This window comes from Pseudomonas sp. GW458-11-26-14-LB4 (genome assembly GCF_059423925.1).
Window position 1 is genome coordinate 142,118 of the sequence record NZ_JBWKYU010000015.1, and the last position, 23,092, is coordinate 165,209.

16 protein-coding genes are annotated in these 23,092 nt (G+C 61.5%); 12 read left to right on the forward strand and 4 right to left on the reverse strand.

What is annotated here, in order from left to right:
- Positions 1-51: 51 nt before the first annotated feature.
- Positions 52-1,281, forward strand: a complete 1,230-nt coding sequence (locus tag AC07XZ_RS20240) for an acyl-CoA dehydrogenase (RefSeq protein WP_102687166.1) — start codon at positions 52-54, stop codon at positions 1,279-1,281.
- A 180-nt stretch (positions 1,282-1,461) separates the two neighbouring features.
- Here the strand turns inward: AC07XZ_RS20240 and AC07XZ_RS20245 are convergent, their stop codons facing one another.
- Together AC07XZ_RS20245 and xthA are read right to left on the reverse strand one after the other, a co-directional pair.
- Entirely contained in the window at positions 1,462-2,796 is a 1,335-nt protein-coding gene (locus tag AC07XZ_RS20245) for a substrate-binding domain-containing protein (RefSeq protein WP_102687167.1), read from the reverse strand.
- Between the two features lie 115 nt (positions 2,797-2,911).
- Positions 2,912-3,724, reverse strand: a complete 813-nt coding sequence (gene xthA, locus AC07XZ_RS20250) for an exodeoxyribonuclease III (protein WP_102687168.1) — start codon at positions 3,722-3,724, stop codon at positions 2,912-2,914.
- A 174-nt stretch (positions 3,725-3,898) separates the two neighbouring features.
- On the opposite strand from xthA, the gene AC07XZ_RS20255 reads away from it, so the two are divergent.
- The 8 genes from AC07XZ_RS20255 (at position 3,899) to AC07XZ_RS20290 (ending at position 16,550) form a co-directional block, all read left to right on the forward strand.
- Entirely contained in the window at positions 3,899-4,549 is a 651-nt protein-coding gene (locus AC07XZ_RS20255) for a GNAT family N-acetyltransferase (RefSeq protein WP_064380744.1), read from the forward strand.
- A gap of 66 nt (positions 4,550-4,615) precedes the next feature.
- The gene (locus AC07XZ_RS20260) at positions 4,616-6,343 is read left to right on the forward strand and encodes an autotransporter assembly complex protein TamA (protein WP_039767489.1); all 1,728 of its coding nucleotides are present in this window, start codon (positions 4,616-4,618) and stop codon (positions 6,341-6,343) included.
- Positions 6,340-10,014 carry a translocation/assembly module TamB domain-containing protein gene (locus tag AC07XZ_RS20265; protein WP_102687169.1) on the forward strand — a complete coding sequence of 1,225 codons (3,675 nt, stop codon included), beginning with the start codon at positions 6,340-6,342 and terminating at the stop codon, positions 10,012-10,014. Before AC07XZ_RS20260 ends, AC07XZ_RS20265 begins: the two co-directional genes overlap by 4 nt.
- Positions 10,015-10,132: 118 nt before the next feature.
- Entirely contained in the window at positions 10,133-11,455 is a 1,323-nt protein-coding gene (locus AC07XZ_RS20270; RefSeq protein WP_102687170.1) for a hypothetical protein, read from the forward strand.
- Between the two features lie 238 nt (positions 11,456-11,693).
- A complete protein-coding gene (locus AC07XZ_RS20275) occupies positions 11,694-12,176 on the forward strand; it encodes a MarR family winged helix-turn-helix transcriptional regulator (protein ID WP_085608360.1) in 483 nt (160 codons plus the stop codon).
- Entirely contained in the window at positions 12,166-13,635 is a 1,470-nt protein-coding gene (locus tag AC07XZ_RS20280) for an efflux transporter outer membrane subunit (RefSeq protein WP_102687171.1), read from the forward strand. The genes AC07XZ_RS20275 and AC07XZ_RS20280 overlap by 11 nt, the downstream gene beginning before the upstream one ends.
- Before the next feature lie 15 nt (positions 13,636-13,650).
- On the forward strand, positions 13,651-14,853 hold the full coding sequence (locus AC07XZ_RS20285; RefSeq protein WP_085745958.1) for an HlyD family secretion protein: 1,203 nt from the start codon (positions 13,651-13,653) through the stop codon (positions 14,851-14,853).
- A gap of 167 nt (positions 14,854-15,020) precedes the next feature.
- Positions 15,021-16,550 carry a DHA2 family efflux MFS transporter permease subunit gene (locus AC07XZ_RS20290; protein ID WP_102687172.1) on the forward strand — a complete coding sequence of 510 codons (1,530 nt, stop codon included), beginning with the start codon at positions 15,021-15,023 and terminating at the stop codon, positions 16,548-16,550.
- Positions 16,551-16,771: 221 nt separating this feature from the next.
- On the opposite strand, the gene lpxH is transcribed toward AC07XZ_RS20290, so the two are convergent.
- The gene (lpxH, locus tag AC07XZ_RS20295; protein ID WP_102687173.1) at positions 16,772-17,518 is read right to left on the reverse strand and encodes a UDP-2,3-diacylglucosamine diphosphatase; all 747 of its coding nucleotides are present in this window, start codon (positions 17,516-17,518) and stop codon (positions 16,772-16,774) included.
- Positions 17,515-18,021, reverse strand: a complete 507-nt coding sequence (locus tag AC07XZ_RS20300) for a peptidylprolyl isomerase (RefSeq protein WP_007951494.1) — start codon at positions 18,019-18,021, stop codon at positions 17,515-17,517. The genes lpxH and AC07XZ_RS20300 overlap by 4 nt, the downstream gene beginning before the upstream one ends.
- A gap of 252 nt (positions 18,022-18,273) precedes the next feature.
- Between AC07XZ_RS20300 and AC07XZ_RS20305 the strand changes: the two genes are divergently transcribed.
- From AC07XZ_RS20305 to AC07XZ_RS20315, 3 genes are all read left to right on the forward strand, one after another.
- Entirely contained in the window at positions 18,274-19,974 is a 1,701-nt protein-coding gene (locus tag AC07XZ_RS20305; RefSeq protein ID WP_102687174.1) for a glutamine--tRNA ligase/YqeY domain fusion protein, read from the forward strand.
- Between the two features lie 20 nt (positions 19,975-19,994).
- On the forward strand, positions 19,995-21,377 hold the full coding sequence (gene cysS, locus AC07XZ_RS20310) for a cysteine--tRNA ligase (protein WP_085690018.1): 1,383 nt from the start codon (positions 19,995-19,997) through the stop codon (positions 21,375-21,377).
- A 340-nt stretch (positions 21,378-21,717) separates the two neighbouring features.
- Positions 21,718-22,935, forward strand: coding sequence for an MFS transporter (locus AC07XZ_RS20315; protein WP_102687175.1), 1,218 nt, complete (start codon positions 21,718-21,720; stop codon positions 22,933-22,935).
- The last annotated feature ends 157 nt before the right edge of the window (positions 22,936-23,092 follow it).

Sequence of the window (23,092 nt, forward strand, 5' to 3'; positions counted from 1 at the left end):
CTAGCATCGATTGCATGACTTAAACAACCTGCCGAAAAAAGGTAATTGCTCATGGATTTCGCTTATTCGCCCAAGGTGCAAGAACTGCGTGAGCGCGTGACCGCGTTCATGGACACTTACGTTTACCCGGCCGAAGCCGTGTTCGAACGCCAGGTCGCAGAAGGCGATCGCTGGCAGCCGACGGCGATCATGGAAGAACTCAAGGCAAAGGCGAAAGCGGAAGGGCTGTGGAATTTGTTTCTGCCTGAGTCGGAGCTGGGTGCTGGCCTGACCAACCTCGAATACGCGCCGTTGGCGGAAATCATGGGCCGTTCGCTGCTCGGGCCTGAGCCGTTCAACTGCTCGGCGCCGGACACCGGCAACATGGAAGTGCTGGTGCGTTACGCCAACGAAGAACAGAAACAGTGCTGGCTCGAACCGCTGCTGCGCGGCGAGATCCGCTCGGCGTTCGCCATGACCGAACCGGACGTTGCGTCCTCCGACGCCACCAACATGGCTGCCCGTGCCGTGCGCGATGGCGACGAGTGGGTGATCAATGGCAAGAAATGGTGGACCTCCGGCGCCTGCGATCCGCGCTGCAAGATCCTGATCTTCATGGGCCTGAGCAACCCCGACGCCCCGCGTCACGCTCAGCACTCGATGATCCTGGTGCCGGTCGACACCCCTGGTGTGAAAATCCTCCGTCCGCTGCCGGTGTTCGGTTACGACGATGCACCCCACGGTCACGCCGAAGTGCTGTTCGACAACGTGCGGGTGCCGTACGAAAACGTCCTGCTCGGTGAAGGACGCGGCTTCGAAATTGCTCAAGGTCGCCTTGGCCCAGGCCGGATTCACCACTGCATGCGTTCGATCGGCATGGCCGAGCGTGCACTGGAACTGATGTGCAAACGTTCGGTGAGCCGTACTGCATTCGGCAAACCGCTGGCGCGTCTGGGCGGTAACGTCGACAAGATCGCCGACTCGCGGATGGAAATCGACATGGCACGCCTGCTGACCCTGAAAGCGGCGTACATGATGGACACCGTGGGTAACAAAGTCGCCAAGAGCGAAATCGCACAGATCAAGGTCGTGGCGCCGAACGTCGCGTTGCGGGTGATCGACCGGGCGATCCAGATTCATGGCGGGGCAGGGGTGTCGAACGACTTCCCGCTGGCCTACATGTACGCCATGCAACGCACCCTGCGCCTGGCCGACGGCCCGGACGAAGTGCACCGCGCGGCGATCGGCAAGTTCGAGATCGGCAAGTATGTGCCGAAGGAAATGCTGCGTAGCGAGCGCTGATTACAGACATTCCGCGTCAGCCCTGATCGTTCCCACGCTCTGCGTGGTAACGCAGCCATGGACGCTCTGCGTCCACTGTGACGCGGAGCGTCACGGTATGCATTCCCACGCAGAGCGTGGGAACGATCAGCGTACTGCGTGGGAGCGATCACGGCTCTGCGTGGGAACGATCGGGGAGGTTCAGTAAACCCAAACCTCAACCCGCCGATTCTTGATCCTGCCTTCATCCCCGCTGTTGGTCGCCACCGGCATCAGCGCGCCAAACCCGCGCACCTCGCGCAATACCACGCCGTTTTTCACCAGCTCCCTGCGTACCGCCATCGCCCGCAGCTTCGACAGCAAATCCGCTCGCGCCGGGTCGTCCTTAGCGTCGCCGAATCCCACCAGTGTTACCGCGCGGTCGGTCTTGTCGTGGTGCTTTATATAGTCGAAAACCCGGGCCAGATCCTGGCGGGCCTTGTTGTCGAGGCTGGCGCTGCCTTCTTCGAAACGGAAGTTCACGGTCAGACGCTGGGCGTGGCGGCTGAGGGATTGATAACCCTCGGGCATCAGCGCATTCGGCGTGACGGCGATAGCCTGCACGGTCTGGGCGATAAAACCGTTGGCCGCGACAATCGCCTGGCCCCGACGGCTCTGCGCAAACTCCACCAACGCCCTGGCCCAGGGATTGTTGCTGTCGGGCGGCAGATAGAAGAACAGCCGCCGCGACAGCGGATAGTCTTCGGTGGCGATCAGGCTGGCGAGCGGCAGCATCGCCTGGGATTGCCCGTCGACAATCGCCACGGCCTTGGCCTGACGCACATAGGGCAGGCCGATGAAACCGATGGCCTGCGGATCGGCACTGACGGCGTCGGACAACTGCTCGCTGGATTCAAACCGTTTCGCGGCATTGCTCAGGGATTTCCCACGACGGCTGAGGACAAGTTCCTTGAAGGTGTCGTAGGTGCCGGACTGATCATCCCGCGCATATAAATGAATCGTCCCACCCTTGCCGCCGATGTCTTCCCACGTCTTCGCCTCGCCACTGAAGATTCGCGCCAGTTGTTCGGTGTTCAATTGATTCAGCGGATTGTCGGGATGAAGGATGATCGCCAGGCCATCGATGGCGATGACCTGCTCGGCGTCGGGGCTTTTCAGATCGCCCCGGGCTTGCAGGTTCAGCAGTTCGCTGTCCTTGATCGGGCGCGAGGAGGCGGCCAGATCGGCGCTGGCGTTCTTGAGTGCAGTGAAACCGGTGCTCGAACCGTGGGCGGCGATCTCCACCACGACCCTCTGGCCTTGGGCCGTCAGGCCGACGACCCGCTGTTCGTTGGCGGTGTCCGGGGTTTCGCTGTGGACTTTCAACAGCCCCTGATCTTGCAACAGGCCTTCCACCAGCGCTGGGCCGAGCGCCGCGCCGATGGTGTTGGAACCCTGGATGCGCAATACCGGGCCGTTCTCGGGAATGGGCAACGCCGCAAACCCAACCTGCAGCCAGGCGCTCAGGAGAAAGATGAACAGAACACGCAGGGTCATGCCGGCACCGATTGCAGCCAAGGGGATTGCCGGGGAGATTAAGTCAGTGAGGTTGCTGAAAGATGACAGGGCAGAAGATCACAACCTCTGGCTGTGATCTTCTGCTTCAAGCGGGTCAGCTCAATTCCAGCCAGATCGGCGCATGGTCCGAAGGCTTTTCCATCCCGCGCAGTTCATAGTCGACGCCGGCGGCTTTCACCCGTGGCAGCAAACCGTGGGACGCCAGAATCACATCGATGCGCAGGCCACGTTTCGGCTCGTCTTCAAACCCGCGGCTGCGGTAGTCGAACCAGCTGAACGTGTCGGTCACGTCCGGGTTCAGGTGACGGAAACTGTCGGTCAGGCCCCAGTTTTTCAGGCGAGCCATCCACTCGCGCTCTTCCGGCAGGAAGCTGCATTTGCCGGTTTTCAGCCAGCGCTTCATGTTGTCCGGGCCGATGCCGATGTCGCTGTCTTCCGGGGAGATGTTGACGTCGCCCATCACCACCAGCGGTTGTTCATTGTGGAACTGGCTTTCCAGCAGAGCTTGCAGATCGCTGTAGAAGCGTTGCTTGGCCGGAAACTTGGTCGGATGGTCGCGGCTTTCACCCTGTGGGAAATAGCCGTTCATGATCGTCACCGGCACGCCGTTGGCGTCGGCGAACGTGCCCCAGATGAAGCGCCGCTGCGCGTCTTCTTCATCGGTGGCAAAACCTTTGTGTATGGCAATCGGTTCCTGGCGCGAGAGCAGAGCGACGCCGTAATGGCCTTTCTGGCCGTGGAAATACACGTGATAACCCAGGGCCCGCACTTCATCCAGCGGGAACTGGTCGTCGTGGACCTTGGTTTCCTGCAGGCCGATCACGTCCGGCTGATGCTTCTCGATCAGCGCCGCCAGCTGATGCGGACGGGCCCGCAGTCCGTTGATGTTGAAGGAAACGATCTTCATGGTCGGCAGTCCTGGCAAAAGGGCGATGCTAGCTGACATGTAGGATCTGGGCCAGCGTGGCGGTAGTCCATATGCGCTGCTAATGTCTTTCGGATGTGGGAACGATCCCTTCAGCCCAAGGCTCGTATAACAAGAACGGGGCCTGTTGAGTCCCGTCCAGGGAGAATCACCGTCATGCCTGAAACCCAAACCGCCATCGCCGACATCCACATGCTCGACCGCGGCTATTCCCGGGAAGCGCGATCCCTTCTTTATCAGGCTTACCGCCACGAGCCGACCTTCGCTTACCTGTTCGAAGCCGAGCGTCCGGGTTACGAACAACGGGTGCGCGCCACGGTGCGGGAGCTGGTCAAACAGCATTTTCTGCAGGATCTGCCCGCCATCGGCCTGTTGGTCAACGATCGCCTGATCGGTATCGCCCTGATTGCACCGCCGCAACGGCGTCTGGGTGTTACCGAGAGTTGGGCCTGGCGTTTGCGCATGGTGCTGAGCACCGGTTTCCGCTGCACCCGGCGCTATCTGGAATATCACGCCGCCGTTGAAGCCTGCGTGCCGACCGACTCGGTGCACATGCTGCCGCTGCTCGGTGTGCATCCGCAATTTCAGGGCAAACACTTCGGCGAACAGCTGCTGCAAGCGGTGCACAACTGGTGCGCGGTGGACGAAACCTCCCAAGGCGTGATCCTCGACACCGGCAACCCGCGTTATCTGGAGTTCTACAAGCGTCAGGGTTACGAGGAAATCGGTGAAGTGGCCGTCGGCCCGGTGCGCGAGCACGTGTTTTTCCACGCCAACCCGCAGGTGTTACAAACTGCAACGGGATGACCGTCGAACTTTTTGGGAAATTTCCTGTTCTATCACGCTCCCAAGCCCGTGATAGCATCCGCGCCTATGAAGTTTCCAGGAAGATTTACCAGTGGCGTGCTCATGCTGTTAACCAGCTGCGCGGCGCTGGCGCAAAGTGAATTGGATGTGCGGATCAAACCGTCCAACGATGAACTGAAAGCCAATATAGAAGGCTATATCGGCAGCCTCGGCGATCGTGACGAAGAAGCCTTGCAGCGCTTCAGTCGCGGCGCCGAAGAGCAGGCGCGCAAGGCCGCCCAGGCCTTGGGTTATTACCAGCCGCAGATCGAAAGCGACGTCAAGGGCGGTGAAAAACCGCGTCTGGTGCTGAACATCGATCCCGGCGAGCCGATTCGCCTGCGCAACGTGACCGTGCGTGTTGACGGCCCGGCGGCCTCTCTCAAATCCTTTCGAGTCCCGAAAAGTGACGTGCTCAAGCCCGGCGCGGTGCTCAACCATGGGCGTTACGAAGACGCCAAGCGTTTGATCCAGAACCAGGCGTCGCGCTATGGCTTCTTCAGTGGCCGTTTCACCAGCCAGAAATTGATGGTCGATCCCCGCGCCGGAGTCGCCGACGTGGAATTGATCTACGAAAGCGGCCCGCGTTACGCGCTGGGCAAGGTCAGCTTCGAAGGCGACACCCCGTTCGACGAAGACCTGCTGCAACGCATGGTGCCGTTCAAGGCCGGCGAGCCGTATGACTCCGAGCTGATCGCCGAACTCAACCGCGACCTGCAATCGAGCGGCTATTTCGAAGGCGTGCGGGTCGACGCCGCGCCGACCGCCGCCAAAAACGACGTGATCCCGGTGGACGTCAAACTCGACACCCGCAAGCCGCGCACCATGGGCCTGGGTCTTGGTTATTCCACTGACGTCGGCCCGCGAATCAAGGCCAACTGGACCCGCCATTGGGTCAACCCGCAGGGCGACAGTTATGGCTGGGAGGCCGAACTGTCGGCGCCACGACAAAACGTCGGCCTGTTCTATGACATCCCGCTGGATCCTCCGCTGACCGACAAACTGCGCTGGGCCGGCGGTTATCAATATGAGGACATCGACGGTTCCGACACCTTGAGCAAGCTGCTGACCTTCGGCCCGGAATGGCACAGCAAACTGCCGAGCGGCTGGCAGCGGGTGATCTCGCTGAAATGGCAGCGCGAGGAATACCAGCTCGGCGACGACTCCGGTCTGAGCACCTTGCTGATGCCCGGCGTCAGCTATTCCTACCTCAAGAGCGACAACCGCATCGATCCGCACAATGGCTATCGCCTGACCTTCGAAAGCAAGGTTGCGAAAGAAGGCCTCGGTTCGGACAACAACCTGGTTTACGGCACGGCGCTGGTCAAAGGCCTGACCACCGTGTTCGACAAGCACCGTTTGCTCGGCCGGGTACAGGTCGGCGGCAGCGCCACCAACGGCTACAAATCGGTGCCGCCGTCGCTGCGCTTCTTCGCCGGCGGTGATCAGAGCGTGCGCGGCTACGACTATCAGAGCCTGTCCCCGGAAAACTCCGAGGGCGACCGCATCGGCGGGCGCTACATGGTGGCCGGCAGCGTCGAGTACCAATATTCGATTGCCGAGAAGTGGCGCGTGGCGACCTTCGTCGATCAGGGCAACTCCTTCAATAAACTCGAACTGCCGAACCTCAAGACCGGGGTCGGTATCGGTGTGCGCTGGGTTTCGCCGGTGGGGCCGATCCGCCTCGACCTGGCCCATGCGCTGGACGACGATGGCGGCATCCGGCTGCACTTTTCCATGGGGCCTGAGCTGTGAAGCGTGGTTTGAAAATATCCGCGCTGGCGCTGTTGTCGCTGGTGCTGCTGATTGTATTGAGCATTACCGCTGTGCTCGGAACGCAGGCCGGCAGCCGTTGGGTGCTGGGTCTGGTGCCGGGCCTGAGCGTCGACAATTTCCAGGGTCGTCTCGGTGGGCAGTGGAGTGCCGATCATCTGCTCTGGCAGCAAGACACCAGCCGCGTCGAGCTGAGCAAGCCGATCTTCGAATGGTCGCCGCTGTGCCTGACGCGCATGACGTTGTGCATCCAACAGCTCAAGGCCGATACCGTCGGCCTGCGATTCCCGCCGAGCGAAGAAGTCACTGAAAGCGGCCCGATCAAACTTCCTGATCTGCAATTGCCAGTGGCCATCGAGCTGGGCGACGTGCAGGTCGGCAGCCTGCTGTTCAACGGCAGTGAAGAGTTGAAAGGCCTGCAACTGGCGGCGCACTGGACCGCCAAGGGCATGCAGATCGACAGCGTGAAACTGCAACGCGACGACCTGAGCCTGAACCTGTCCGGCCTGTTGCAACCGACCGGCAACTGGCCGCTGAGCATCGCCGGTGATCTGACCTTGCCGTCGCCGGCGCCCGAGCCGTGGACGCTGGCGCTGAAAGTCGACGGCGACCTGCTGAAAACCCTCAACCTGCACGCCGACAGCCGTGGCTACCTCGACGGCCAGTTGAGCGGCGAACTGCAACCGCTGGTGGAGAATCTGCCGGCCAAAGTGCGGATCACCTCGGAGGCGTTCAAGCCGAGCGCGGATCTTCCGGACACCCTGCAATTCAATCAGCTGGTATTGACCGGCGAAGGCGACCTGAAAAACGGTTACCAATTGCTCGGCAATGCGACGTTGCCTGCCGATAAAGGCCCGGTGGCGCTGTTGCTCAAAGGCAAGGTTGACGCCAAGGGTGCGCAGATTGCCGGCCTGGATCTGACGGCCAACGACAAGCAAAGCCTCAAGCTCACCGGCAATGTCGACTGGAGCAAAGGCCTCAGCGCCCAGGCCAATATCAACTGGCTGGATTTTCCCTGGCACCGGCTCTATCCGGAGATCGACGAGCCGCAGGTCACGTTGCGTACCTTCACCGGCGAAGTCTCCTACACCGACGGTCAGTACATCGGTAATTTCGCCGCCGCTGCAGATGGTCCGGCGGGGGCGTTCAGCCTGAGCAGTCCGTTCAGTGGCAACCTCAAGCAGATCTTCCTGCCGCAACTGAAACTCGAAGCCGGGCAGGGCAAGGCCGAAGGCCATGTGAACGTGCAGTTCGCCGATGGCATCGCCTGGGACACCGCGCTGGAACTGTCGGCGCTCAACCCGGCCTATTGGGTCGCGGAGCTGCCGGGCACCCTGGCCGGTCCGTTGAAGAGCAAAGGCGAAATGAAAAACGAGCGCCTGAGCCTGAATGCCGACCTCGACCTGAAGGGCAAACTGCGCGGGCAACCGGCGATCCTGCAAGCCAAGGCCGACGGCGCGGGCGAGCAGTGGAATCTGAATGCCCTGCAAATCCGCCTCGGAGATAACAGCATCAACGGCAAGGGCAGTCTGCAACAGAAGCTCATCGGGCAGATCGACATCAAACTGGCGCGTCTGGCCCAGCTCTGGCCGCAGCTGCGCGGGCAGATCAACGGTCGGGTCGATGTTGCCGGTACGCTCAAGGCACCGCAGGGCAAGCTCGGTCTGCAAGGTTCGCAACTGGCGTTCCAGGACAATCGCCTGCAAAGCCTTAACCTCGACGCCACCCTCGACAGCGCGCAACGGGCGAAAATCGACCTCAAGGGCAGCGGCATCCAGGCCGGCGATACGTCGCTGGGCACCCTGACCGCCAGCGCCCAGGGCGATATCAAAAACCAGAAACTCAACCTCGACCTGCTCGGGCCGAAGCTCAAACTGGCGTTGGGTCTGGACGGCAATCTGGACAAGGGCAACTGGCGCGGGCGTCTGGCCAGCGGCGACATTCAGGCCGGCGGCCAAGACTGGAAGCTGCAAAACCCGGCCAAACTCGAACGTCTGGCCGACGGCAAGATCAACTTTGGCGCCCATTGCTGGATGTCCGGCAATGCCAGCCTGTGCGGTGAAGATCAACGCCTTATGCCGGAGCCGAAGCTGCGTTATCACCTCAAGCAGTTCCCGATCGAAAGCCTGGCGCAGTGGTTGCCGAAGGATTTCGCCTGGCAGGGCAAGCTCAACGCCGACCTGCAACTGGACCTGCCGGCCAGCGGCCCGAACGGCCAGATCAGCGTTGACGCCAGCGGCGGCACCTTGCGCATGAAGGAAAAGGATCAGTGGGTCGACTTCCCGTACCAGACCCTCAAGCTCACCAGCAAACTCACGCCGAAACGCATCGACACTGATCTCAACTTCGTCGGCGGCAAGCTCGGTGAGCTGATGGTGCAGGCGCAGCTCAACCCGCTGCCGAAGAACAAACCGCTCAGCGGTACATTCCGCCTCAGCGGACTGGATCTGTCGGTGGCGCGGCCGTTTGTGCCGATGGTCGAGAAACTCACCGGGCGGCTGAACGGCAGCGGCACGATTTCCGGCGGGCTGCTCGCGCCGCTGGTCAACGGCACCGTGCAGCTTAGCGACGGCGAAGTGTCCGGGCCGGAGTTGCCGATCGAGCTGCAAGCGTTGCAACTGCAAGCGGTGATCGCCGGTGAAGCCGTGCAATTGAACGGCGGCTGGAAAAGCGGCAAGAGCGGGCAGGGCAGTCTGAACGGCAACATCGCCTGGGGTCAGGCGCTGGTGGTGGATCTGGCGCTCAAGGGCACGCAATTGCCGGTCACGGTCGAGCCCTACGCGAAACTGGAAGTAGCGCCGGACCTGAAGATTTCCATGGCCGGCGATGAGCTGGCGATTGCCGGCAAGGTGCTGGTACCGAAAGGCGAAATCACCGTGCGCGAACTGCCGCCATCGACGGTGAAAGTCTCCGATGACACGATCATCGTCGACGCGCAGACCGAGGAGGGCAAACCGCCGCTGGCGATGAAAATGGACATCGACGTGGTGGTCGGCCAGGACAAGTTGAGCTTCGCCGGGTTCGGCCTGACCGCCAACCTGCAAGGCCAGGTGCACATCGGCGACAACATGGACACCCGTGGCGAGCTGTGGCTCAACGACGGACGCTACCGCGCTTATGGTCAGCGCCTGACGGTGCGTCGCGCGCGTCTGCTGTTTGCCGGGCCGATCGATCAGCCGTATCTGGACATCGAAGCGATTCGCCAGACCGATGATGTGATCGCCGGTATCCGCCTGAGCGGCAGCGCCGAGCAGCCGACGACACAGATCTTCTCGGAACCGGCCATGAGCCAGGAACAAGCGCTGTCTTATCTGGTGCTGGGGCGTCCGCTGAGCACCACCGGCGAGGACAACAACATGCTCGCGCAGGCGGCGCTCGGTCTGGGTCTGATGGGCAGTTCCGGGGTCACCAGCAGTCTGGCCAGTGATTTGGGCATTCAGGACTTCCAGCTCGACACCCAGGGCAGCGGCAACACCACCAGCGTGGTGGCCAGCGGCAACATCTCGGAAAAACTCAGCCTGCGTTACGGCGTCGGCGTGTTCGAGCCGGCCAACACCATCGCCTTGCGCTACAAGCTGAGCAAGAAGGTATACCTCGAAGCCGCCAGCGGCGTGGCCAGTTCGCTGGACATCTTCTACAAGCGGGATTTCTAGCCCGCGTTCCCCCTGGCCGGATCGTGTCACCACGATCCGGCTTTTTTCTGGATGTATTAGACTGACCGCAGCTTGAAGGGCGCCGTTTGCGGCTGCCCGAAACGCCCCGGGGGCGCCAATGGTTCGTTTGAGTATGGTCTTGCTCGGTCACGATTTTGTACGCCGGCGCTGGTCAGCCCTGGCATTGACCGGCGTTGTCTGGGGCGCGGCCGGAGTGGCCATCTTCATCGATGCGCTGGACGGCGTTCTGTATTTTCCGCTGCATGTGTTCGGCTATCTGTTGTTGCTCGAAGCCCTGATCATTCTGCTGGTGCCGGCCCCGAAAACCGGTACAGCGGCGGTTTTGCGCAAGGCTCGCGGTCTGGCGTTTCTGCTGCTGGGGCTGCTGATCGTCGACCGACAGCATGCTGCCGGTGTGATTCTCGCGGTGCTGTTCGGTGCGGCTTTTCTGCTCGATGGCGGTTTTCGACTGGCGGCTGCGGTGGTGGTGCGCTTTGTCGGTTGGCGAATGTCACTGCTGGTGGCGCTGTTCGAGATCGGTTTTGGCGTGTTCATCCTCGAACCGTATCCGAGCCTCTACAAGGGTACGGTGCCGTTCTGCATCGGCATGAGCATCTTTCTTTCGGGCTGTGCCTTGTTGCAGCAGGCATGGCGGTTCAAGAACAGGCCGTCGTCGGTGACGCCTTCCCCGGTCCATGCCCCTGCATGCAACAGCGCAATGGTGATCCATGTCTGGACACCCAGCGGTACGGTTGAAGACACCCTGGTGCGCAACCGCTTCCTCAATCGTTACATCGCGGCGGTCGATATCAACGGCGTCATTTCCGCCGGCCACGCGGCACTGGAATGTGGGCCGGACATCTACATCAGCCATTATCCGCTGGACGATATCGATCGCTCGGCGGGGGATTTTGTGCGGTTGCTGCGAGCTACGCCGAACAACGACGTGGTGGGGCGGTTTCTGCCGGACTATGCGAGCGAGGTCGCCGACTGGTGCCCGTCGTCGGTTCAGGTCAGCTTCGCGCACTACGACGCCGCGCGGCTTCAGGCGTTCTGGGCGGCCTATCGACAGACCACCACCTACAACCTCACCAGCCGTAATTGTTCGAGTGCTGTCGCGCACAGCCTTGAGGCAGCCCTTGAAGGCGCGATGAACCGGGGGCATTCGAGCATGCTGGATTTCGCCCGGGTCATCATCAGTCCCGAATTCTGGGTCGCGGCCCAAGTGCGCAAGCGCGCCGAGGCCATGGCCTGGACACCCGGTCTGGTGCTCGACTATGCGCGGGCGTTGCATGCCGCCATCGAGCCGGCGCCGCCGGGCTGGCACGGCATTTACGCGGGAGCCAGGCGCGCCTGCGGTTATGTGGCAACTGCGTTGCGTGGGCGTGAAGTCCATCCCCTTCAGCCACCACCGATGAATCACCCCTCCGACAAATCCTGAACGGCTCTACACCGAGTCGCTGCCTTCGCGAGCAAGCTCGCTCCCACATTGATCCGTGTGTGCGTGAGATCCCCTGTGGGAGCGAGCCCGCTCGCGATGGCGTCTGCACGGACGACAGAAAAACCCAGTCCACTGGTCAACTAATTACAAAGCAACCTAACTATTACGTTGACATTCGCTGCCTAGGCAGTAACATCTCGACATACATTCACTGCCTAGGCAGTTATTAGGTGAGCACATGAAGCATTTCACCCCAGACGAATTCAAGCATTGCCATCTCGGCCTGTTGCTCGGCCGTGCCGCCTTGCTCAAGGACAAGATCATCGACACCCACATGGAACCCCACGGCATCACCGCCGCGCAGTTCAAGGTGTTGATCATCATGGCCCAGTTCGGCGTCGACACCCCGGCCGAGCTGTGCCGGCACCTGTCGCTGGACAGCGGTTCGATGACCCGCATGCTCGACCGTCTGGAGCAGAAAGGTTTCCTGGTTCGCCAACGCAGCGAAGGCGATCGCCGTCAGGTGCAACTCAAACTCACCGAGCAGGGCCAGCAACTGGCCGATCGCCTGCCGCACATCGGCGCCGACGCCATGAATGAACTGGCCGGCGCCGTGACCCCGGACGAGTTGAAAACCCTGGAATACATCCTCAAGAAAATTTTGCTGGCAGCCGGTGACCCGATCACCATCCAGCGGTTAGGTGAACACAATGAGCGGTAAAACCTTGCGCAGCAGCCTGACACTGGTGCTGTCGGCGATGATCCTCGCCGGTTGCGCCAACTACAGTGGCCTCGATACCCAGGGTACCAGCCTCGATGCGAAAACCCTGCAAACCGGGCAATCGCTCAACGGCGTCACCCTGTCCCAGGCCGCTTGGCCGAAGAGCGACTGGTGGACCAGCCTCGGCGATCCGCAGCTCGACGGTCTGATCCGCGAAGCCCTGAAAGACAGCCCGGACATGCAGATCGCCGACGCCCGCGCCCATCAGGCCAGCGCCGCCGCGTACGCCGCCGATGCCGAGCGCTATCCGACCCTCGACGCCAGCGCCGGCATCAGCCGTTCGCGTCTGGCCCGGGATCAGGATCCGTTGGGGCAGGGTGGGGCTTACTCCACCGTGCGCAACATCAGCGCCGGCTTCAATTACAACTTCGACCTGTGGGGCGGTCAGCGTGATGCTTGGGAAGCTGCACTCGGTCAGGCCCGCGCCGCCGAAGTCGACCGTCAGGCCGCGCAACTGACCCTGGCTGCCGATGTGGCCCGGGCCTACAGCGATCTGGGTCAGGCGCACATCGTTTATGACCTGGCCAACGAAGATTTGAAGCGCACCAAGCAGATGCTCGACCTGAGTCAGCGTCGTTTGAGCTCGGGGATCGACAGCCAGTACCAGTTCCAGCAGACCCAAAGTCTGGAAGCCAGCTCCGAAGCCAGTCTGATCGACGCTGAGAAACGCCTGAACAGCGCAAAAATCGCCCTGGCGGTATTGCTCGGCAAAGGCCCGGATCGCGGCAACGAAATCGCTCGACCGAAAGTCCTGCAAGCCAGCGCTGTCGCACTGCCCTCGGTGCTGCCGGCCGAACTGCTGGGCCGTCGCCCTGATCTGGTCGCCGCGCGCTGGCGTGTCGAGGCGGCGAGCAAGGACATCGACTCGGCCAAGACCCGCTTCTATCCCAACCTGAACCTGTCGGCTTCCGCTGGTGCCGAATCCTTGTTGGGGGACGCGATGTTCGGTTCCGCCAGTCGCTTCTTCAACATTGCCCCGACGATTTCGGTGCCGATCTTCGATGGCGGACGCCTGCGCGCCAACCTCGATGCCCGCGACGCCGATTACGACCTCGCCGTGGCGCAGTACAACAAAAGCCTGGTGAAAGCCCTGGGCGATGTCAGCGACACGATCAACCAGTTGCGCGACATCGGCCGGCAGATCGGCGCTCAGCAGCACGCGACCGAGATTGCCCAGGACTCTTACAACACCGTCGTCCAGCGTTACGGTTCCGGCATCGGCAACTACCTGGACGTGCTCAGCATCGAGCAGCAATTGCTGCAGGCCCAGCGTCAGCTGGCCAACCTGAATGCCGAGCAGATCGACCTGTCGATTCAACTGATGCAAGCGCTGGGCGGCGGCTTCCAGGGGCAAACCCTGACCGCAGCCAACGCCACCCCAGCCACGCCGCACAACTAATTCAAGGTACTTGTCATGGCCACTGCCGAAAACACACAAGCTCAAGACAACGCCCAGGACACTGGCAATCCGCGCAAACGCAAAGTGATGCTGCTGGTGCTGGCCGTTGTGGTTGCCCTCGCCGGTGCCGGTGTCTGGGCGTATCACGAATTCATCGGGCGCTGGAGCGAAAGCACCGACGACGCCTACGTCAACGGCAACGTGGTGGAAATCACCCCGCTGGTGACCGGCACCGTGGTCAGCATCGGTGCCGACGATGGCGATCTGGTGCATGAAGGCCAGGTGCTGATCAACTTCGACCCGAACGACGCCGAAGTCGGCCTGCAAAGTGCCAAGGCCAATCTGGCCCGCACCGTGCGTCAGGTCCGCGGCCTGTACAGCAACGTCGACGGCATGAAGGCCCAGGTCAACGCGCAACAGGCCGAAGTGCAGAAAGCCCAGGACAACTTCAACCGGCGGAAAAACCTCGCGGCCGGCGGGGCGATTTCCCAGGAAGAACTGTCCCACGCCCGCGATGACCTGACCTCGGCGCAGAACGCCCTGGCCAACGCCAAACAGCAACTGAAAACCACCAGCGCGCTGGTCGATGACACCGTGGTCTCGTCGCATCCCGATGTGATGGCCGCCGCTGCGCAACTGCGCCAGGCCTACCTGACCAATGCTCGCAGCACGCTGATTGCGCCGGTCACCGGTTATGTCGCCAAGCGCACCGTGCAACTCGGCCAGCGTGTGCAGCCGGGCACCGCGCTGATGGCGGTGATTCCGCTGGATCAGCTGTGGATCGACGCCAACTTCAAGGAAACCCAGCTGCGTGACATGCGCATCGGCCAACCGGTGGAGATCGAGTCGGACATCTACGGCAGCGACGTGAAGTTCAGCGGCACCGTCGACAGCCTCGGCGCAGGCACCGGCAGCGCGTTCGCCCTGTTGCCGGCGCAGAACGCCACCGGTAACTGGATCAAGATCGTGCAGCGTGTGCCGGTACGGATTCACGTCAACGCCGAAGAGCTGGCCAAACACCCGCTGCGCGTCGGTCTGTCGACCAATGTCGAGGTCAACCTGCACGACCAGAGCGGTCCGGTACTGGCCCAGCAGCCGCCGCAAAAGGCCTCGTTCAGCACCAACGTCTACGACCGCCAACTGGCCGAAGCCGACGCGATGATCACCCAGTTGATCCACGACAACAGCGCGGCGGTCAGCAAGACCGCGCAACGCTGATCCCATCCTGTGGGAGCGAGCTTGCTCCGGGCGGCGTTCCGACGATGGCGATTTTCAATTCAACAGTTTTGTTGGCTGAACCGCCGTCTTCGCGAGCAGGCTCGCTCCCACAAGGGCGGCTGCGTCATTAACGGACGCAGCGTCAATCAGGTTCCAAAGGATTCGCGATGAGCAATAACGCCTCTTTTTCGCCGCCCAGCCTGTTGCTCAGCACCATCGGCCTGTCGCTGGCGACTTTCATGCAGGTGCTCGACACCACCATCGCCAACGTGGCGTTGCCGACCATTTCCGGCAACCTCGGCGTGAGTTCGGAGCAGGGCACCTGGGTCATCACCTCGTTCGCCGTGAGCAACGCCATCGCGCTGCCACTCACTGGGTGGCTGAGCCGTCGCTTCGGCGAGGTGAAGCTGTTTCTGTGGGCGACCATCCTGTTTGTGCTGGCTTCGTTCCTCTGCGGTATTTCCACGTCGATGCCGGAACTGATCGGCTTCCGCGTGCTGCAAGGCCTGGTGGCCGGGCCGTTGTACCCGATGACCCAGACACTGCTGATTGCGGTGTATCCGCCGGCGAGGCGGGGCATGGCCCTGGCGTTGCTGGCGATGGTCACGGTGGTGGCGCCGATTGCCGGGCCGATCCTCGGCGGCTGGATCACCGACAGTTACAGCTGGCCGTGGATTTTCTTCATCAACGTGCCGATCGGGATTTTCGCGGTGATGGTAGTGCGCCAGCAGCTGGCCAAGCGCCCGGTCGTCACGAGCCGCCAGCCGATGGATTACGTCGGGTTGATCACGTTGATCATCGGCGTGGGCGCGTTGCAGGTGATCCTCGACAAGGGCAATGACCTGGACTGGTTCGAGTCGAACTTCATCATCATCGGCGCGGCCATTTCGGTGATCGCGCTGGCGGTGTTCGTGATCTGGGAAATGACCGACCAGCATCCGGTGGTCAACCTGCGGCTGTTTGCCTATCGCAACTTCCGCATCGGCACGCTGGTGCTGGTGCTGGGTTACGCCGGGTTCTTCGGCATCAACCTGATCCTGCCGCAGTGGTTGCAGACCCAGATGGGTTACACCGCGACCTGGGCCGGTCTGGCGGTGGCACCGATCGGCATTCTGCCGGTGTTGCTGTCGCCGTTTGTCGGCAAGTACGCGCACAAGTTCGACCTGCGTCTGCTGGCCGGGTTGGCGTTCCTGGCGATCGGCCTGAGCTGCTTCATGCGTGCCGAGTTCACCAACGAGGTGGACTTCCAGCACATCGCATTGGTGCAGCTGTTCATGGGGATTGGTGTGGCGCTGTTCTTCATGCCGACGCTGAGCATTCTGATGTCGGACTTGCCGCCGAGCCAGATTGCCGATGGCGCGGGTCTGGCGACGTTCCTGCGGACACTGGGCGGCAGCTTTGCGGCGTCGTTGACTACGTGGATCTGGATTCGCCGGGCGGATCAGCATCATGCGTATATGAGCGAAAGCATCAGCACTTATGAGCCGGCGACTCGCGAGACTTTGCATTCGCTGGGTGGTGCGAGCCAATCGGCCTATGCGCAGATGGATCAGATCCTCACCAGTCAGGCGTACATGCTCTCCACAGTGGATTACTTCACGCTGCTGGGCTGGGGGTTCATGGGGTTGATTCTGATTGTGTGGCTGGCCAAGCCGCCATTCGCAGCCAAGGCAGGGCCGGCGGCTTCCGGGCACTAAGATCAAGAGCTTTCCCTCACCCTAACCCTCTCCCGGAGGGAGAGGGGACTGACCGAGGTGGATGTTCGGGTTACACCGACCTGAAAGTCCGAGTTGAACTCAGGCCTTGAATTGCAGACTTGCGAAACAGAGTCGAGCTCAGATTCTGAAAACTACGAATATCGGCTCCCTTTCCCCCTCGCCCCCTTGGGGGAGAGGGCTGGGGTGAGGGGGTGCGATCTTCAGCCGTGCGGCAATGCCAGCGGTGGCGCAAAATCAAACGGCGCCAACGCAAACCCGTTCTCATCCACCTGCAACGCCCAGCCCTGACGATCCCAATCCCCCAGCACAATCCGCTTCGCCGCCTGATCGCCGATCTGCAACTTGTGGATCGCCGGGCGATGGGTGTGCCCGTGAACCAGGGTTTTCACCCCGTATTCCTGCATGATCCGCGGAATTTCCTCCGGCGTGACATCGACGATGTCATTGGCCTTCATCCGCGTCTGCGCCCGGCTTTCGCTGCGCAACTTGCGCGCAAGCTTGTGCCGGGTGCGCAAGGGCAGGTTGCGCAGGATGAACAGGCTCAGCGGATTGCGCAGGTAGCGGCGCAGCTTCATATAGGCTTCGTCGCGGGTGCACAGGCTGTCGCCGTGCATCAGCAGCACCGGTTCGCCGTAAAACTGCACGACACTCGGGTCCTTCAACAGCGTGCAGCCGGCCTGCTTGCAGAAGGCCTTGCCGAGCATGAAGTCGCGATTGCCGTGCATCAGAAAAATGGCCGTGCCGCTGTCGCTGAGTTCGCGCAGGGCCTGGCAGATGGAACGCTGGAAGGGGGTCATGGCGTCGTCGCCAATCCACGCTTCGAAGAAGTCGCCCAGAATGTACAACGCACTCGCCGAGCGGGCGCGTCCGGCGAGCAAATCCAGAAACGCCCGGGTAATGTCCGGGCGCTCCTCTTCCAGATGCAAGTCTGAAATCAGCAATATCACGCTTCGATGATCTCGGCTTTCTCGATGATCACGTCGTCTGCTGGTACGTCCTGGTGGCCTGCCTTGGACGTGGTGGAAACGCCTTCGATCTTGTCGACAACGTCGGTGCCCGCAACCACTTTACCGAACACGGCATAACCCCAGCCCTGAGCGGTCTTGGAGGTGTGGTTGAGGAAACTGTTGTCGGTGGCGTTGATGAAGAACTGAGCCGAGGCCGAATGCGGATCCATGGTGCGAGCCATGGCCAGGGTGTACTTCTCGTTCTTCAGGCCGTTGTCGGCTTCGTTCTGGATGCTCGGGCTCTTGTCTTTCTTTTCTTTCATGCCTGGCTCGAAACCGCCGCCCTGGATCATGAAACCTTTGATGACGCGGTGGAACACGACGTTCTCGTAGTGACCCTTTTTCACGTACTCGATGAAGTTGGCCACGGTGATCGGGGCTTTTTCAGCGTTCAGTTCGATGACGATGTCACCGAAGTTGGTGGTCAGTTTTACTTGAGTCATGATCGCTACTCTTTATAAGGAATTCGTGGGTATTGGGACATTTACGCCCTTTACCGGTTCAGCCCGTGAGGGCCAAGGTGCGCAGTTTAGCGTGACAGGCGCGAATTTCGAGGCTGTTTTTCCAAATCCCTGCGATTAAATGCACTCCTTTATAGGGCCTGCTCTGTCAGCCCCTTGACAGCATCGGCTATGATAGCGGCTTTGTTTTGTCTGGCCCCCTCTGCGGCCGCGCACATGTAAGTCAAGGATCCTATGAGCAAGCCCACTGTCGACCCTACCTCGAATGCCAAGTCCGGCCCTGCCGTGCCGGTCAATTTCCTGCGGCCGATCATCCAGGCAGACCTGGACTCGGGCAAGCACACGCAGATCGTCACCCGTTTCCCGCCTGAGCCCAATGGCTACCTGCACATCGGCCACGCCAAGTCGATCTGTGTGAACTTCGGCCTGGCCCAGGAGTTCGGCGGCGTCACTCACCTGCGTTTCGACGACACCAACCCGGCCAAGGAAGACCAGGAATACATCGACGCGATCGAAAGCGACGTCAAATGGCTGGGCTTCGAATGGTCCGGCGAAGTGCGCTACGCCTCGCAATACTTCGACCAGCTGCACGACTGGGCCATCGAGCTGATCAAGGCCGGCAAGGCCTACGTCGACGACCTGACGCCCGAGCAAGCCAAGGAATACCGCGGCAGCCTGACCGAGCCTGGCAAGAACAGCCCGTTCCGCGACCGTTCGGTGGAAGAGAACCTGGACTGGTTCGCCCGCATGCGCGCCGGTGAGTTCCCGGACGGTGCCCGCGTGCTGCGCGCCAAGATCGACATGGCCTCGCCGAACATGAACCTGCGCGACCCGATCATGTACCGCATCCGCCACGCCCATCACCATCAGACCGGTGACAAGTGGTGCATCTACCCGAACTACGACTTCACCCACGGTCAGTCGGACGCCATCGAAGGCATCACCCACTCGATCTGCACCCTGGAGTTCGAAAGCCATCGTCCGCTGTACGAGTGGTTTCTCGACGCACTGCCAGTGCCGGCGCACCCGCGTCAGTACGAGTTCAGCCGTCTGAACCTCAACTACACCATCACCAGCAAGCGCAAGCTCAAGCAACTGGTTGACGAGAAACACGTCAACGGCTGGGACGATCCGCGCATGTCCACGCTGTCGGGCTTCCGCCGTCGTGGCTACACCCCGGCCTCGATCCGCAATTTCTGCGAGATGATCGGCACCAACCGTTCCGACGGCGTGGTCGACTTCGGCATGCTCGAGTTCAGCATCCGTCAGGACCTGGACGCGAACGCCCCGCGCGCCATGTGCGTGCTGCGTCCGTTGAAAGTCGTGATCACCAACTACCCGGAAGATCAGGTCGAGAACCTCGAACTGCCGCGTCATCCGCAGAAAGAAGAACTCGGCGTGCGCAAGCTGCCGTTCGCCCGTGAAATCTACATCGACCGCGATGACTTCATGGAAGAGCCGCCAAAGGGCTACAAGCGCCTGGAGCCGAACGGCGAAGTGCGTCTGCGCGGCAGCTACGTGATCCGTGCCGACGAAGCGATCAAGGACGCCGACGGCAACATCGTCGAGCTGCGTTGCTCGTACGATCCGGACACCCTGGGCAAGAACCCTGAAGGCCGCAAGGTCAAGGGCGTGATCCACTGGGTGCCGGCCGCTGCCAGCATCGAGTGCGAAGTGCGTCTGTACGATCGCCTGTTCCGTTCTCCGAACCCGGAGAAGGCCGAAGACAGCGCGAGTTTCCTGGACAACATCAACCCTGACTCACTGCAAGTGCTGACCGGTTGTCGTGCCGAGCCTTCGCTGGGCAATGCACAGCCGGAAGACCGTTTCCAGTTCGAGCGCGAAGGCTACTTCGTCGCGGATATCAAGGACTCGAAACCAGGTCAGCCGGTATTCAACCGTACCGTGACCCTGCGCGATTCGTGGGGCCAGTGATCAAGTCTTAAGGAAACACCGTGCTTACGATCTACAACACGCTCACCAAGAGCAAAGAAGTCTTCAAGCCGCTGGATGGCAACAAGGTGCGCATGTATGTCTGCGGGATGACCGTGTACGACTACTGCCACCTGGGCCACGGCCGCAGCATGGTCGCGTTCGACCTGGTGACCCGCTGGTTGCGGTTCAGCGGTTATGACCTGACCTACGTGCGCAACATCACCGACATCGACGACAAGATCATCAACCGGGCCAACGAGAACGGCGAGTCGTTCGAAGCGTTGACCGAGCGCATGATCGCCGCGATGCACGAAGACGAAGCGCGCCTGAACATCAAGAAGCCAGACATGGAACCGCGCGCCACGGATCACATCCCTGGCATGCACGCGATGATCCAGACCCTGATCGACAAGGGTTACGCCTACGCCCCGGGCAATGGCGACGTGTACTACCGCGTCGGCAAGTTCATGGGCTACGGCAAGCTCTCGCGCAAGAAGATCGAAGACCTGCGCATCGGTGCGCGGATCGAGGTCGACGAAGCGAAGGAAGATCCGCTGGACTTCGTGCTGTGGAAAGGCGTCAAACCGGGCGAGCCGAGCTGGGAATCGCCGTGGGGCGCCGGGCGTCCGGGCTGGCACATCGAGTGCTCGGTGATGTCCACCTGCTGCCTGGGTGAAACGTTCGACATTCATGGCGGCGGCAGCGATCTCGAGTTCCCGCACCACGAAAACGAAATCGCCCAGAGCGAAGCGGCCACCGGCAAGACCTACGCCAACGCGTGGATGCATTGCGGCATGATCCGGATCAATGGCGAGAAGATGTCCAAGTCCTTGAACAACTTCTTCACCATTCGCGACGTGCTCGACAAGTACCACCCGGAAGTCGTGCGTTACTTGCTGGTGTCGAGCCACTACCGCAGCGCGATCAACTATTCGGAAGACAACCTCAAGGACGCCAAGGGCGCACTGGAGCGTTTCTACCACGCGTTGAAAGGCCTGCCGAACGTGGCGCCGGCGGGCGGCGAAGCGTTCGTCGAGCGTTTCACCACGGTGATGAACGACGACTTCGGCACGCCGGAAGCCTGCGCGGTGCTGTTCGAGATGGTGCGTGAGATCAACCGTCTGCGCGAGAGCGATCTCGATGCAGCGGCCGGTCTGGCAGCGCGCCTGAAAGAACTGGCCAGCGTTCTGGGTGTGTTGCAGCTCGAAGCCGATGACTTCCTGCAGGCCGGCGCCGAAGGGCGTGTCGATGCAGCTGAAGTCGAGGCGCTGATCGCTGCGCGTCTGGCGGCACGTGCCGGCAAGGACTGGGCCGAATCCGACCGCATCCGCGACCAGCTCACCGCCATGGGCGTGGTGCTGGAAGACGGCAAGGGCGGCACGACCTGGCGTCTGGCTGACTGATTGCTGCACCTGCTACAAACAAAACCCGCCTTGTGCGGGTTTTTGTTTGGCTGCGAGAAGAGCCCCTCACCCTAACCCTCTCCCAGAGGGGGAGGGGACTGAATGGGGGATATTCAAGAAATACGCCGACCTGAAAGGTTTTCTCCGAATCCATAATCGACGCAATCTCTCAGGTCGATGTAGAACGCCAGACGCCTCGGTCGGCTCCCTCTCCCTCCGGGCGGTCCGACGTTTCGGGAGGGCTGGGGTGAGGGATTGCTTTTGACGTTCGCGTAGGTCTTGATGTCGGCAACGCCCTCAGCCGGATGCTGATCGGCGACGTTTATGGAATGGAGACATCATGGCAAACCACTATCGCGAACTGGTATCGACACCCGGCGCCACCGGGCTGATCCTCGCGAGCTCCATTGCCCGACTACCCCAGGCAATGATCGGCATCGGCATCATCACCATGCTGGTGCAGCAGACCGGCGTTTACTGGCTGGCCGGTGCCGTCGCCGGCACGTTTACCCTGGCCAATGCGCTGCTCGGCCCGCGCATCTCGAAACAGGTTGATCAGTATGGCCAGAGTCGCGTGCTGCCCGTCGTCACGGTTTTCAGCATCGTCATGTTGCTGGCGCTGATTGTGGCCGTGCACCTGAGGGCGCCCGCTGCGTTGTTTTTTGTACTGGCGGCACTGGCGGGGACGATGCCGAGCATGCCGTCCATGATCCGCGCACGCTGGACGCAGCTGTTTCGTGGCAAGCCGCAGCTGCACACCGCTTTCTCGCTGGACACAGTCCTCACTGAACTGGCTTACATCGTCGGCCCACCCCTGGCGATCGGTTTGAGCGTGAGTTTCTTCGCGGAAGCCGGGCCGCTGGTGGCGGTGGGGCTGCTGGCCGTCGGCGTGACGGCGTTTCTCATGCAGCGTCAGACCGAACCGAAAGTGGTGGCCAGCAACCGGCAAAACAGTGGTTCAACCCTGCTGATTCCCGGCGTTCGCACCATTGTCCTGGCGCTGCTGGCGATGGGGGCCATTGGCGGGTCGATCGATGTCGCCGTTGTGGCCTTCGCCAACGCCCAGGGCTGGCCGTCGGCTGCCACCTTCATCCTCGCCTCCTATGCGTTCGGCTCGCTGGTGGCGGGCCTGACCTTCGGCGCGTTGCGGGTTTCGCTGGCGATTGAAAAACAGTTCTTTATCGGGATATTGGTCACGGCAGTCACCGGCGTATTGCCGGTGTTCTCACCGGACGTTTATGTCCTGTCCGCGATGTTGTTTATCGCCGGCATCTCGTTTGCGCCGACCATGGTTGTAGTCATGAAGCTGGGGACGATCATCATCCCGGCAGCGAGGATGACCGAAGGCCTGACATGGATGACCACCGGAATCAGCATCGGCGTGGCGCTCGGCGGCATGCTGGCGGGGCTGGTGATTGATGCCTGGGGCGCACGGGCAGGGTTCGGCGTTGCGATAGCCGCAGGTCTGATGATGATGGTTGTGGTGTTGATGGGCCTGCGGACGTTGGCGGCCGCATCGGCTGCACCTGTTGAGCCAGCCTTTTCACCCTCACCCTAGCCCTCTCCCCCAGGAGAGGGGACTGATTGGGGGATGTTCGAGAGGTACACCGACTTGAACGATTGGCGTCGAATCCATAATCGACTGGTTGTTTCAGGTCGATGTAAAACGCAAGACACCTCGGTCGGCTCCCTCTCTTGGGGGGAGAGGGCTGGGG

Excerpts from the sequence above, each read along its gene's own strand:
- AC07XZ_RS20280 (WP_102687171.1), top strand. The coding sequence starts at position 12,166 with ATGAGCGGTAAAACCTTGCGCAGCAGCCTGACACTGGTGCTGTCGGCG.
- AC07XZ_RS20290 (WP_102687172.1), top strand. The coding sequence starts at position 15,021 with ATGAGCAATAACGCCTCTTTTTCGCCGCCCAGCCTGTTGCTCAGCACC.
- AC07XZ_RS20245 (WP_102687167.1), bottom strand. The coding sequence starts at position 2,796 with ATGACCCTGCGTGTTCTGTTCATCTTTCTCCTGAGCGCCTGGCTGCAG.
- AC07XZ_RS20305 (WP_102687174.1), top strand. The coding sequence starts at position 18,274 with ATGAGCAAGCCCACTGTCGACCCTACCTCGAATGCCAAGTCCGGCCCT.
- AC07XZ_RS20240 (WP_102687166.1), top strand. The coding sequence starts at position 52 with ATGGATTTCGCTTATTCGCCCAAGGTGCAAGAACTGCGTGAGCGCGTG.
- xthA (WP_102687168.1), bottom strand. The coding sequence starts at position 3,724 with ATGAAGATCGTTTCCTTCAACATCAACGGACTGCGGGCCCGTCCGCAT.
- AC07XZ_RS20260 (WP_039767489.1), top strand. The coding sequence starts at position 4,616 with ATGAAGTTTCCAGGAAGATTTACCAGTGGCGTGCTCATGCTGTTAACC.
- AC07XZ_RS20300 (WP_007951494.1), bottom strand. The coding sequence starts at position 18,021 with ATGACTCAAGTAAAACTGACCACCAACTTCGGTGACATCGTCATCGAA.
- AC07XZ_RS20285 (WP_085745958.1), top strand. The coding sequence starts at position 13,651 with ATGGCCACTGCCGAAAACACACAAGCTCAAGACAACGCCCAGGACACT.
- AC07XZ_RS20255 (WP_064380744.1), top strand. The coding sequence starts at position 3,899 with ATGCCTGAAACCCAAACCGCCATCGCCGACATCCACATGCTCGACCGC.
- AC07XZ_RS20275 (WP_085608360.1), top strand. The coding sequence starts at position 11,694 with ATGAAGCATTTCACCCCAGACGAATTCAAGCATTGCCATCTCGGCCTG.
- AC07XZ_RS20315 (WP_102687175.1), top strand. The coding sequence starts at position 21,718 with ATGGCAAACCACTATCGCGAACTGGTATCGACACCCGGCGCCACCGGG.
- AC07XZ_RS20270 (WP_102687170.1), top strand. The coding sequence starts at position 10,133 with ATGGTTCGTTTGAGTATGGTCTTGCTCGGTCACGATTTTGTACGCCGG.